General features: G+C 44.0%; 11 protein-coding genes. 10 read left to right on the forward strand and 1 reads right to left on the reverse strand.

Annotated features, from left to right (window positions below; genetic code table 11):
- Positions 1-29 precede the first annotated feature (29 nt).
- The 3 genes from DC345_RS04340 to DC345_RS04350 all read left to right on the forward strand — a co-directional run bounded on the left by DC345_RS04340 (position 30) and on the right by DC345_RS04350 (position 4183).
- The gene (locus tag DC345_RS04340; protein WP_113052053.1) at positions 30-1949 is read left to right on the forward strand and encodes a beta-glucoside-specific PTS transporter subunit IIABC; all 1920 of its coding nucleotides are present in this window, start codon (positions 30-32) and stop codon (positions 1947-1949) included.
- Positions 1950-2001: 52 nt separating this feature from the next.
- Entirely contained in the window at positions 2002-3465 is a 1464-nt protein-coding gene (locus tag DC345_RS04345; RefSeq protein ID WP_113052054.1) for a glycoside hydrolase family 1 protein, read from the forward strand.
- A 124-nt stretch (positions 3466-3589) separates the two neighbouring features.
- A complete protein-coding gene (locus tag DC345_RS04350; RefSeq protein WP_113052055.1) occupies positions 3590-4183 on the forward strand; it encodes a 5' nucleotidase, NT5C type in 594 nt (197 codons plus the stop codon).
- A 31-nt stretch (positions 4184-4214) separates the two neighbouring features.
- Here the strand turns inward: DC345_RS04350 and DC345_RS04355 are convergent, their stop codons facing one another.
- Positions 4215-5096, reverse strand: a complete 882-nt coding sequence (locus DC345_RS04355; RefSeq protein ID WP_113052056.1) for an AraC family transcriptional regulator — start codon at positions 5094-5096, stop codon at positions 4215-4217.
- A 137-nt stretch (positions 5097-5233) separates the two neighbouring features.
- On the opposite strand from DC345_RS04355, the gene DC345_RS04360 reads away from it, so the two are divergent.
- From DC345_RS04360 to licT, 7 genes are all read left to right on the forward strand, one after another.
- Positions 5234-7945: an alpha-L-rhamnosidase gene (locus DC345_RS04360; protein ID WP_113052057.1), complete on the forward strand. Its 2712-nt coding sequence runs from the start codon at positions 5234-5236 to the stop codon at positions 7943-7945.
- Positions 7946-8123: 178 nt separating this feature from the next.
- The gene (locus DC345_RS04365) at positions 8124-8519 is read left to right on the forward strand and encodes a VOC family protein (RefSeq protein WP_113052058.1); all 396 of its coding nucleotides are present in this window, start codon (positions 8124-8126) and stop codon (positions 8517-8519) included.
- Positions 8520-8568: 49 nt separating this feature from the next.
- Entirely contained in the window at positions 8569-9102 is a 534-nt protein-coding gene (locus DC345_RS04370) for a GNAT family N-acetyltransferase (protein WP_113052059.1), read from the forward strand.
- Between the two features lie 138 nt (positions 9103-9240).
- Positions 9241-10329, forward strand: a complete 1089-nt coding sequence (locus DC345_RS04375) for an acyltransferase (protein WP_113052060.1) — start codon at positions 9241-9243, stop codon at positions 10327-10329.
- 178 nt (positions 10330-10507) lie between these two features.
- Positions 10508-11068 (forward strand): DEAD/DEAH box helicase family protein, encoded by a 561-nt coding sequence (locus DC345_RS04380; protein ID WP_113052061.1) that lies wholly within the window; start codon positions 10508-10510, stop codon positions 11066-11068.
- A 21-nt stretch (positions 11069-11089) separates the two neighbouring features.
- On the forward strand, positions 11090-11395 hold the full coding sequence (locus DC345_RS04385; protein ID WP_113052062.1) for a DUF456 domain-containing protein: 306 nt from the start codon (positions 11090-11092) through the stop codon (positions 11393-11395).
- Positions 11396-12094: 699 nt separating this feature from the next.
- Entirely contained in the window at positions 12095-12934 is an 840-nt protein-coding gene (gene licT, locus DC345_RS04395; RefSeq protein WP_063563219.1) for a BglG family transcription antiterminator LicT, read from the forward strand.
- Positions 12935-13065: the final 131 nt, after the last annotated feature.

The following is a 13065-nucleotide window of genomic DNA, read 5'->3' on the forward strand; positions in this document are numbered from 1 at the left end:
TTTATTGGAAAAATGAGGAGGAAACGATCATGAAACATCAGGAAACGGCACAGGAAATCATCAAAGCCGTTGGGGGAACAAACAATATCAACTCGGTATATCATTGCGTCACACGACTGAGATTTGATCTGAAAAATAACGATAAAGTAGATAATAGTTCACTCAAAAAACTGGATAAAGTCATGGGTACGAATATCTCAGGAGATCAATTCCAGGTGATTATCGGGAATGACGTGTCCAAAGTATTTGATGCGATGGTGAAAGAACATCCGGCAATACAGCAAAGTTCAGAAAATAAACAGGCCAAACCGGAAAAAAATAAAAATGTAATTCTTAATATTTTTGAGACGATTGCGGGTGTCTTCGCACCCATGCTGCCAGCGATTACAGCTGCGGGTATGCTTAAAGGATTGCTTGCATTATTCGTATCCCTGGAGTGGATGTCAGCAGGTACTGACACGTACCGTATCCTTTCCGCTATTGGGGATGGCGTATTCTACTTCCTTCCATTGCTGATCGCTGTCAGTGCCGCTCGTAAATTCGGCAGTAATCCGTTTGTAGCCATTGCGCTAAGTACTGCGCTGATGTATCCCGATATGGGCGCACTGTTATCCAGCGGTGAATCGGTTGCGTTTATTGGCATCCCGGTAACGGCTGTCAGCTATGCCTCATCTGTTATTCCGATTTTGCTTGCCGTATGGTTGATGTCCTTTGTTGAGAAATGGGTTGACCGCGTTATTCCGGCAGCATTGAAGCTGCTGCTTGTGCCACTGATTACCTTGCTTGTTATGGTTCCGGTAACACTAATTGCGATTGGTCCTCTGGGAACATTTGTAGGTAGTGGCTTGTCTGGCGGTATTAACTGGCTGTTGAATGAAGGCGGATTGATTGCAGGTATTGTTCTTGGCGGCGCGATGGCGCTCATTATTATGACAGGTATGCACTATGCGCTCGTACCGATCATCCTCAGTAATATTGCTACACTGGGCTTCGATAAATTCTTGCCACTGACGTTCATCTCCAATATGGGACAGGCTGGAGCGACGTTAGGTGTATTCTTCCGTGCAAAAGACAAAAAGCTCAAAACCGTTGCATTGTCCACCAGCTTTACAGCTCTGATGGGTGTAACCGAGCCAGCAATGTACGGCGTAAACATGAAATATAAAAAACCGTTTGCCGCTGCGATGATTGGTAGTGCAGTAGGTGGCGGATTCGCTCTTGCTTTTGGAGCCAAAGCTTATGTGCTTGCAGGTAACGGTGGTCTTCCGGGTCTGCCATCCCTGATTGGACAAACCTTCTGGTACTCCTTTGGCGGTATGATTCTTGCCTTTGTTGTGGGTGCAATTATGTCTACTGTGTTCGGGATCAAGGAAGAAGAGGGCGATGCCGAGGCGTTGGCTCAATTCTCACCAGGAACTTCTGCGGCACCAGCGGCAGCACCTTCCAGCAATGTGGCAACCGTGGATGTGGACGATATGGGTGCTCCAACACCAACAAGTGATGCGGTAGCCATTGCACCGATGACGGGTCAAGCGATCGCACTCAAAGAAGTCAATGATCCCACGTTTGGCGATGAATTGATGGGTAAAGGTGTAGCATTTGTTCCAACGGTTGGCGAACTGGTGTCACCAGTTACAGGTACCATCATGAATGTGTTCAAAACGAAACACGCGATCGTAGTCCGCAGTGATAACGGAATGGAGCTTCTGATCCATGTGGGGATTAACACTGTGAAACTGCGAGGTCAGTATTTTGAAGCCCATGTCGCTACGGGAGCACGTGTACAGGCCGGGGACAAGTTACTCACGTTTGAACTTGACCAAATTGCCAAGGAATATGACATTACAACGGCGATGGTCGTTACGAATACAGCAGATTACAAGCAGGTTCTGCCTGTGAAATTGGGAGCAATTACGACAGGTGAAGAAGTCTTGAGGGCTGAAATTTAATGGATGAAGACGAAATAAAGACGATATTTTAATAAGAAGAGGAGAGAGACGCATGATCAATCGACAAGGGTTTCCAGAAGGTTTTCTGTGGGGCGGCGCAATTGCCGCCAACCAGGCTGAAGGTGGATTTGATGCAGGGGGCAAAGGCTGGTCCACGGCGGATATGGTTCCTTATTTTGAGAAGAAGGATTACACCAACCTTAGAGAACTGATGCACGTGACCAGTGCAACGGTTGAGAAAGCGATGGCTCACCACAGTTCGAAGGGTTACCCGAAGCGTTATGGTATTGATTTCTATCACCGCTTCAAAGAGGACATTGCGTTATTCGCTGAGCTTGGTTTCAAGACATTCCGTCTTTCCATCAACTGGCCGCGTATTTTCCCGAACGGGTACGATGCTGAGCCGAATGAAGAAGGATTGCGTTTCTATGATGAAGTGTTCGATGAATTGCGGAAGCACAATATCGAACCACTCGTGACACTATCTCACTATGAAATGCCGATGTCATTGGTATTGAAGTACAATGGCTGGGCAGGACGGGAAGTTATCGGACATTTTGTAAGATACGCCGAGACTGTCATGAATCGCTACAAAGACAAGGTGAAATACTGGCTGACGTTTAATGAGATCAATACAACCATTATTGAGCCATTCACGGGTGGAGGCATCATTGAAGATCGTGTCGATAACGTGATGCAAGCTTCCTATCAAGCACTTCACCATCAGTTTGTTGCCAGCAGTCTGGTAACGCAGAAGGCACGTCAGATTAACCCGGACTTCCAGATTGGCTGTATGCTTGCACGCATGATTCACTACCCGGCAACGTCGAAGCCGGAGGATGTACTGCAAGCTCAGATCGATAATCAGCTGAACCTGCTGCACACCGACGTACAGGTGCGAGGCAGTTATCCAACCTTCATGGCTCGTTATTGGGCTGAGCATGGCATATCCATTGAGATGGAAGCAGGAGACGCAGCAATTATGAAAGAGCATACGGTTGATTTCATCTCGTTCAGCTATTACACATCGCTGGTATCCGCAGTGAATCCGGAGGAATATGGAGTAACTGGAGGCAACCTGTACAGCACGATTAAGAATCCGAATCTGGAGCGTACAGAATGGGGCTGGCAGCTTGATCCGATTGGACTTCGTGTGGCGTTGAAAGAGCTGTATGATCGTTATCAATTGCCCTTGTTTGTCGTGGAAAACGGACTTGGTGCAAAAGATACGGTAGAGGCCGATGGTTCTATTCATGATGATTATCGGATTGATTATCTGAGAAAACATATTACACAAATGAAAGAAGCAGTCATGGATGGGGTAGACCTTATGGGTTATACCAACTGGGGTGCGATTGATATCATCAGTGCGTCAACTTCGGAAATGTCCAAGCGTTATGGCGTGATCTATGTCGATCAGGACGACAATGGAGAAGGCACATTGAATCGATATAAGAAAAAGAGCTTTGGTTGGTATCAGAACGTCATTGCTACGAATGGCGAAGATTTAGGTTGATTTTGGGGGCAGTCCTTGCGCAGCAATTATTGCGGCGCAGGGGCCGCTTTTTATTTTGAGCTCAAAAAGGATAGCGCTGTTACAACGATGATGATATACTGTGTTCCTATTGGAGGGGATAAAGATGAAGAAACCTATTATTGCTGTAGATATGGATGATACAATATGTCATCTGGTCAAGCGAGCCATCTATCATAACAACATCAACTTCCCAACCCATCCGTTACGATATGAGGATATGATACATTGGGATACATCTCATTTGCGCCATCCGGAATGTACGCATGATGTATTTTACGGTCGGCCAGGGTTGTTTGAGGAACTGGAGATTTACGATGAATATGTAGTAGAAGAGGTGGAAAAGCTCCATCATGCCTATGATTTGCTGATCCTAACGGCGGCTGAGCCCAAAACGGTTGTTGAGAAGTGGAATTGGCTCCAGAATCATATGCCATACATATCTCCAGAACAGTTTATAACCTGTAAACGGAAAAACTTGATTAACTTCGATCTGTTAATTGATGATGGAGCACATAATCTGATACCCGCGATGAATGACGGAAAAAAAGTCATCTGTATCCCTCATCCATGGAATATAAACGAACGGGAGCAGCATCAGTTTCCGTTGATGACCTCATGGAAAGGGGCAAAGGCTTATGTGGATCGTTTGCTTGAAACAGAACCCGCAGAGAGCAAGTTTGATCCTATAAAGAGATGATTCCTGGAAAAGGAACGGAAGGCAGGAACATTTAATTTAATTGTTCAGCTCTGAAGTTCCTGCGATAGCCCTGAGGGGTTTCTCCCGTAATTCGTTTAAAGACGGCGTAAAATGAATCTACATCCCGGTAACCTACAAGTTCAGCAATTAAACTGACTTTATGTTGTGAATTCTTCAGCAATTCACAGCTTTTTTGTATGCGCAAATGTTGTAGATAAGCACCAAACGTCCGCCCAGTATGGGTTACGAACATGCGTCCAAGATGTCTTTCGCTCCAACCAGAAAGTTTCACCAGTTCGCTTAGACGGATTCGTTCGTTAACATGTTGCTCCAGGTGATGAAGGATATGTTCCATATCAGTCGCATTTTCCTTCTCATTGCAGGCAGCTTGATGAATCTGTCTGTACGTTGTCACGACGAGTTGGCTAACAAGCGTATACAGGATCGTAGAAGAACCGATTCCCGGAACGGCAGTTTCGCGGTACAGCTTTACCATTAATTCTTCCATCCGCTGGCTGTAATCTGTGATGGACACATATGGAACCCGATTCTTTTCCAGGTCTGTCAGATGCTTTCGAATCTCCTCCTCCTGAATAATAATGGACAGGGTATGGATCAGTTCGGAATTGAAAAGACAGTTATAGATAATAAGTGGGTGCTCTGATACCTTCGCAGTTACTGGGCGGAATACATGAGGAACACCGACCGGAATGACAAATAACATGCCTTTGTGTACCGGTATAATATCTTCGCCAATGTGATGAAAGCCCTTTCCTTCTGCCACGTAACTATACTCAACAAATTCATGTGCGTGAAAGGGAACTACAAAATCCTCGGAACATCGGTTCACGAACAACTTCAGATTATTCTGGAAAAAGGATTCACTCTTGAACAGTTGTACGGTTGGATTCACGGAATAGCCTCCTTGGTTGGAATGACCAGATTACCGGGTTAAACTGTCCTCATTGCCGGGTATTTCCGATTACAGAATCGATATAATTATATCGTAACCTTGAATTGGAAACCACGATGGAAAGGGATGTTTCTCTGATGTTAACCGTAAGTCATCTGCGTTGTGAGTATAGAATCAATCCGATTGGACTAGATATCGCGTCGCCCAGATTAAGCTGGCATTTGCAATCCGATCACAGAAATTGTGTACAGTCAGATTATCAAATTCAGTTGTCACGGACGGAAGAGTTTGCTCAGATTGAATGGGATTCCGGGAAAAAAAGCTCTGATCAGTCCATTCATGTTGAACTGGAGAACTGGGTGCCCGAAGCACGAACCCGCTACTATTATCGCATTCGTGCATGGGATCGTACAGGAGATGAATCGGACTGGTCGGAAACAGCGTATTTCGAGACGGGGTTCATGGGTAGTGAAGAAGCCTGGCAGGCGGAATGGATCACAGTGGATTCTTCCTCTCAGCAGGATGAGTCTTGCCCACGACTGCGTACATTGTTTGAACTGAAAAAGCCTGTAGCTTCAGCAAGAATATATGTGACTGCACTTGGATTGTACGAACTTCATCTGAATAATCAGCGAGTGGGCGAAGCATACTTCACCCCGGGCTGGACCAGTTATGGTAAGCGGTTGCAATATCAGGTTTATGATGTTACCGATCAACTTCAGAATGGACAGAATATACTGGGTGCTTATCTGGGAGGTGGCTGGTACAAAGGACATTTGGGATGGGAGAAAAAGCAGAAGATATATGGTACGGACGCAGGCTTGCTGCTGGAACTTCATATTCATTATACCGATGGTTCAGAAGAATGTATTATTTCGGATCGAAACTGGAAGAGTTCCCCCAGCGCCATTCGCAGCTCGGACATTTATATGGGCGAAACGTATGATGCACGTATGGAATCTGAATGGCAGGATTCATCCTCAGTCCAATGGTCGCCGGTACGTGTGCTGGATTACTCGAAGGAGATCATCATAGCACAAGAGAACGTTCCCGTTACGCCAATAGAGCACATTAAACCTATTGCCTTGCTTACAACTCCACTGGGTGAGCGTGTGCTGGACATGGGACAGAACATGGTCGGTTGGATGAGATTCAGCATTCAGGGTGAGACGGGGCATACGGTTGAGTTGCGGCATGCCGAAATATTGGATCATCAGGGCAATTTCTACACTGAAAACTTGCGTGGTGCAACGCAGTGCATTCGTTATACCCTAAAAGGCGATGGAGTAGAGACGTATGAGCCACGTTTCACATTTCAGGGATTCCGTTATGTGAAGTTGATTGGATTCCCGGACGAGATTCGGCTCGAGGATTTCACAGGTGTAGTTCTGCATTCCAATATGGAGCGAACCGGTGATTTTATAAGCTCCAGTCCACTCGTGAATCAGCTTCATCACAATATATTGTGGGGTCAAAAAGGGAATTTCGTTGACGTACCGACAGATTGTCCGCAGCGTGATGAGCGGCTGGGCTGGACGGGAGACGCGCAGATGTTTATACGAACATCCTCATACTTAATGAACACGGCGCCCTTTTTCACCAAATGGCTGAGGGATCTGCAGGCGGATCAGGGAGAGGATGGAGGCATTCCTTTTTACGTTCCTGATTTGAGAAGTTCGACGTCAGACGGATGGGCGGATACGAATCATTCTTCCGCTGCCTGGGGAGATGCCGCAGTGATCTGTCCATGGACGATCTATGAGATGTACGGTGATGTCAGGCTGTTGGCCGAGCAATATGACAGCATGAAGCGCTGGATTCATTACATTCATACTCAAGGAGAGAATCCTTACTTGTGGAATACGGGCTTCCACTTCGGGGATTGGCTCGGGCTGGATTCCAAACCGGACAGCTATATTGGGGCCACAGACAAGGATTTTGTAGCAACTGCATTCTATGCCTATTCTGTTTCTCTAACACGGAAGGCTGCTGAGGTGTTAGGGCAGGCGGAAGATGTAACTTATTATGATAATCTGCATGAGAACATTGTTGCTGCATTTCAGAATGAATTTGTGACACCTGCGGGCAAACTTGCAGTCCCCACTCAGACCGCGCATGTTCTTGCTTTGCATTTTGACCTTTTGGATTCTGCAGCTCGGAAACGTACCATTGATCAGTTGGGAAAACTGGTTGCGGACGCTGGAAACCACTTGACCACCGGATTTGTTGGAACACCCTATCTGAATCCGGTATTGAGTGATACGGGACATCATGATCTGGCCTATACGCTGCTCTTTCAGGAAGACTATCCATCCTGGTTATATCAAGTGACACAAGGTGCAACTACGGTATGGGAACATTGGGACGGAATTAGGGAGGATGGCAGTCTGTGGAGTGCAGATATGAATTCATTCAACCATTATGCTTATGGCGCCATAGGGGAGTGGTTATATCGTTATGTTGCCGGAATTAACACAGATGAGCAACAGCCCGGGTTCCGCATCGTACACATCGAGCCCAAACCAGGACCAGGACTGGAGTGGGTGGAAGCGAGTTTTGAAAGTATGTATGGCACGGTCACATCCAATTGGTATCGTCACGATAATAACGAGATGGAGGTTCGTGTGACCATTCCTGTCAATACGACGGGCACGGTCCTTCTTCCTGGAGCAGATGTACAGACAGTTCTGGAGAATGGAAAAGCTGTGGACCAAGTAGCGGACATTCACGAAATTCAAACGCAGGGAACAGATGTACGAATTGTTCTGGGATCAGGAAGCTACCAATTCACATACAAAGTAGTTAAAACAGAGCAGGAATTGCATGCACAACAGGTGGAGTCAGTATAACTGGTGTGCATTAGAGGAATTCGCGAGCAGGATCATGAACTAATATAATAGCGAAAGCTGGACCTGAGTAGAGGATCTGCACACGCAGATTCTCTTTTTGTACTTGGACATATCTATTATTTTTCATTTCAATACCAAAATCACAACGTATAAATGCAATGAAGGGAGAAGGATAGATTTGACGACTGGAAAAATACTGGGTATTGCATACAATGTCATTCCTGTAACAAATGTAGAGCAGTCAGCAGCATGGTTTGTGAGTCATTTTGGATTTAATATTAGACAGCCAAGAGAAGGTTATATTAGTCTTTTTAGAGACAATAGGCCAATTCTCGATCTGATTGAAAGTGATCATGATTCCAGAGCCGTATTTCAAGTGAAGCAGAAAAGGAGATGGGTGATCACCTTTTTCACGGACGATATCTATGTGCTCCATACTGAGCTCACTGCTGGTCATGTCCGTGTTGGTAAAGTCAATGATGAGGGCATATACGGAAAATTTTTTACTTTCGAGGATCTGGACGGTAATCTGTTCGACGTCTGGGAGCATCACGACTGTGAATTAGTATATTAGGGTGAAGGAGCATGGCAATATCAATATGAGTAAGGAGGACGTATTTAGAATGAGCAAAGAAAAAGTTAGACTGGTTAAACCTTCAGCGCAATATAAAGAAACGTATGTAGCATTTTATGAAGATTGGGTTGCAAGCGGAGAATCCATGGTGCCGTGGGTCGTTTCGAAAGAGCCCTATCCTTTTGAAGAGATGTTAGCTTTTTTGGAACGCAGCGAACAAGGCATCGATATCCCTGAAGGCTGGGTTAGGGACAGTACATACTGGCTTGTGACGGAGAGTGATCGAGTTGTTGGAGCCGTAAATATACGACATGAGTTGACCGAGAAGCTGTTCCATAGCGGTGGGCATATTGGTTATGGAATTCGTCCAGGCGAACGACAAAATGGATACGGTGCTGAGATCCTCAAGCTTTCCTTGGGTATTACCAAAGATCTCGGGATTACCAAAGTACTTGTCGTATGTGACGCGCATAATGAGGCTTCCAGAAGAGTTATTCTTCGTAACGGGGGCGTCCAGGATCAAGACTATGTGGAGCCTGATGGGAATATCGTTGAGCGGTTTTGGATAAGTAATGTCGAATAATGTTGAAAGTTGGAGTGATTTTCAAGAAAATAATATAGATCATGATTGTATTACTAACGTCTGCTGATTAAAATAAAGCTTAGAATCTGGATTGCGGCCGGAAACTATCATTCTATCAGGCATAAGTGAGGTTTTATTATGAATCAACCGGTTAATCGGCCCCGGCGTATTGAGTATCTGGATTTCTATCGTGCTTTTGCAATTATGGCAGTGGTCGCCATACATGCGACGTCAACAGCAGTTGCACATTATCCCAAGCACACGTTGGATCATAACTTTTATTATTTTTGGAACAGCTTTCTGCAATTCGCGGTACCTGCATTTCTTTTCCTATCCTCATTGGTGTTGTTTTACAATTACAGCTCTAAGTTGAAGGAAAAGGGCTGGATGCCCGCGTTTTATAAAAAGCGATTATTTTATGTTTTCGTGCCTTATCTGGCATGGTCACTCATTTATTTTATTATCAAACAATGGCTAGGAGGCAAAGAGCCCCTGGCACATGTGAAGCAATTCTCGGAGCAATTGTTAACCGGTACGGCACACACGCATTTATATTTTTTTCTGATTATTTTGCAATTTTATGTGGTTTTTCCACTACTTCTTTCGTTAACTCGTTATCGTTTGTTTAATCGATATTTACCGTTGTTCTTTATTGCGGCGCAGGCTGTTTTCTACGCGTTGCATTTGCAGTTTCATTTCTCTCGGATGGGGAGTTTGCTGCCAAGTTATCTGATTGTAATTGGATTCGGCGCATGGATTGGGTTGAACTTTGATACTGCATTGAAGAAATTGTTCTCGTACCGTTATGTGCTGTTCGCTGCATTGTTAAGCGGTGGAGCTATCTTTATTTATGGTAATACTTATGTTAAAACGGCTTTTGCCGCAACTCCTGCACTAACCTATACGCTGCTATTTCTATTCCGTAATCTGTTTACCCTCTCGGCCTGCTTGCTCTTGCTGATTGCTTGTGAACGAATAGGTGCATGGAAACAAAATGGATTTAATCGGACAACTCGTATTCTGAACTCTTTGGGTACGGTGGCCTTTGGCGTATTTTTAATACATCCATTAGTACTACTGTTCTGGAGAAGAGAACTTTCCGTGGAACTCGCTCCACACTTCAGCCTTGGCATTATGCTGTCTTATGTGGTGGCGATTTTGCTCTCATGGATGATTGCCATGGGTCTTCGGCGAATGAAGTGGGGATGGGTACTGATCGGGCGTTAACGTTGAGCAGACTATGAAACGATGAATATAAAATAAAACCGAAGAAGAGATTTCAAGCCCTGAACATTCAGCGGATGGCTTGAAATCTCTTTTTTATTTGTCCAACAGGCGTTATTATGGACTAATGTCCATAAAATTCAAGTAATGGATACATATCGTAGATGTCAGGAGTGGTTGGATGAAATTCATCATTATTTTTGGTCCACAGGCTGTGGGGAAAATGACGGTGGGTCAGGAATTGGAGAAGATCACCGATCTGAAATTGTTTCACAATCATATGACAATTGAACTGGTGTCACCTTATTTCAGTTATGGTACACCTCAAGGAAGAAGACTGGTTAATCTGTTCCGTCAGGAGATTTTTGAAGAAGTGGCGAGGAGCGAGCTGCCCGGTTTGATTTTTACATTTGTGTGGGCATTCGATATGAAAGAGGATTGGGAGTACATTAACAAAGTCAGTGCGTTGTTTGAGTCCAGAGGCGCAGAGGTATGTTATGTTGAACTGGAGGCTGACCCGGTGGAACGACTGGAGCGTAACAAGAGCCCGCATCGGCTGCTGCACAAAGCAACGAAGCGTAATGTCGAATGGTCCGAGCAGGATCTGCTTTCGAGCATGGAGAAATATCGATTGAACTCAGAGCCCGGAGAAATTACGCATAAGCTTTATATTCGGATTAATAACACCAACAAGAGTGCCAATGACGTGGCGCACCTGATCCAAGAACGATTCAAACTGTAATTGAAAGTGGAGGGGAAAAGCATGTATATCATTTTGGCTTTAATAGTAGGATTTGTACTTTGTCTTCTGATCCCATATGGTACGATTCTCGCAGGCGCGATTATATTTGCACTTGTTGCAGACAATTATCGTCAGACCATGAGTATGCGCGAGGATATTCGTTCCATTAAGCATCATCTGGGACTGATGCACAAGGGTGAAGCGGAAGAGTACCAGATCGATAAACAGTTAACGGATATCGAACACTTGGATTCGGACCAGTTGAAGATCATTAATCGAAGAATCGAAGCAGAGCTGGAGAAGGAAAGCAAAAAGAATAAATCATGATGAACCGACTACATGAAAATGAAGAAATTGACCATGGTTTGCCGTTGACTGATGAAAGTGTTGAGATGATATATGTCTGCAAAAAAGTGAGAAAAGCGTGACAAAATAAAAATAATTAATTTTTTTGTATGAAATTTTTCATCATTCGGACACATTAAGTTCTTCTCTATGGAGGGCTTTTTTTGTTTGTTCATGATCTGAATTCCACAGGATTTTAAGAAGAATATAAGCAAAAATATAGTAAATAAGTGCAAACATTTTTCGCCTGCAATGACACGGATGCGCTCATGAACGTAATTATTAATTTTGGTTTATAAATGGATGAAACGTAAGGCGAGTAAGAAGCTTTCTAATACAGATCTGATACAGACAGGGATTGAAATTCTGGATTTGGAGCTCTGGGTGCAAGTATAATTCCATGGATAAGGCGTCATGCTAAGGGAGTGCTTATTGAGATGGTGGATAGATTCAGAATGATTACTTCCAAACAGAAAAAAATACAAAGCTGATAAACAGATTCATTTATGCGTTCATGGAGTGATTTGTTAGCTGAAAAGCATCAACGATTTTTTTGTTGCACATTGTAGAAAAATGTAATACCATGAACGCACATATAGTTAACATTGAAGTGAAATGGGCAAGGCCAGTGACCTCATGGAAGGCACGGTTTGCCTTTTTCTGTATATTGGAGTGGATAAAGTGAAGATCGAGAAGGTGTTAAACAATAATGCTGTAGTTGCGATTAAAGATGAACGTGAAGTCATCGTTATTGGCCGGGGAATTGCTTTTCAGAAGCGAGCAGGCGATGAGGTGTCGGAGCAGCATATTGATAAGATATTTACTTTACAGAATGAAAATATTCAGGAAAATTTCAAGGCATTAATCGCAAGCATACCACTCGAATACATGAAAGTGTCTGAAGAGATTATTGCCTATGCCAAGCTGAAACTTGGGAAAAAGCTAAACGAGAGCATCTATCTGCATCTCACGGATCATATTCATTTTGCCATTGAACGTTATCGTAACAATCTGCCTATCCGTAATGGACTGCTGTGGGAGACCAAGCAGCTCTACAAAGACGAATATGAGGTAGGGCTGGAAGCGTTAAATATGATTTGTGATCAGTTTGGTGTGCTTTTGCCTGAAGATGAGGCGGGGTTCATGGCACTTCATTTTGTAAATGCAGCACTTAACGAAGAGATGCCAAACATCCGAAGCATGACTCAGGTCATGCAGGAGATTTTGACGATCATCAAATATCATTTCAAAATGGACTTTGACGAGAACTCATTGAATTATTATCGATTTGTGACTCATCTGAAATTTTTCGCCCAAAGGCTGGTTAAAGGCAAGCATTATAAGAGCAACAACGACGATGAGTTATTTGAGATGATACAGAAAAAGTATCCTGAAGCGCACAAGTGCTCGGAGAAGATTAGAAAATTCATTGAAAATAACTACACCTATCAACTGACTAACGAAGAAATGATGTATTTAACCATTCATATTGAGCGCGTAGTGCATGCCACTTCAGAGTAACGATATTACAAAATAAAGATTCTTAAAAAAACGCTTGCAAAAGGTTAGAAGTTATTATATTATGAATCCATAAAGTAAGCGCATACATCAATCGGATTGTAACTGTTCAATCAGGCAATTCCGATACTTCC

This window comes from Paenibacillus taichungensis (assembly GCF_003287275.1).
GTDB lineage: Bacteria > Bacillota > Bacilli > Paenibacillales > Paenibacillaceae > Paenibacillus > Paenibacillus taichungensis_A.

Excerpts from the sequence above, each read along its gene's own strand:
- DC345_RS04340 (WP_113052053.1), top strand. The coding sequence starts at position 30 with ATGAAACATCAGGAAACGGCACAGGAAATCATCAAAGCCGTTGGGGGA.
- DC345_RS04345 (WP_113052054.1), top strand. The coding sequence starts at position 2,002 with ATGATCAATCGACAAGGGTTTCCAGAAGGTTTTCTGTGGGGCGGCGCA.
- DC345_RS04350 (WP_113052055.1), top strand. The coding sequence starts at position 3,590 with ATGAAGAAACCTATTATTGCTGTAGATATGGATGATACAATATGTCAT.
- DC345_RS04360 (WP_113052057.1), top strand. The coding sequence starts at position 5,234 with ATGTTAACCGTAAGTCATCTGCGTTGTGAGTATAGAATCAATCCGATT.
- DC345_RS04370 (WP_113052059.1), top strand. The coding sequence starts at position 8,569 with ATGAGCAAAGAAAAAGTTAGACTGGTTAAACCTTCAGCGCAATATAAA.
- DC345_RS04375 (WP_113052060.1), top strand. The coding sequence starts at position 9,241 with ATGAATCAACCGGTTAATCGGCCCCGGCGTATTGAGTATCTGGATTTC.
- DC345_RS04380 (WP_113052061.1), top strand. The coding sequence starts at position 10,508 with ATGAAATTCATCATTATTTTTGGTCCACAGGCTGTGGGGAAAATGACG.
- DC345_RS04385 (WP_113052062.1), top strand. The coding sequence starts at position 11,090 with ATGTATATCATTTTGGCTTTAATAGTAGGATTTGTACTTTGTCTTCTG.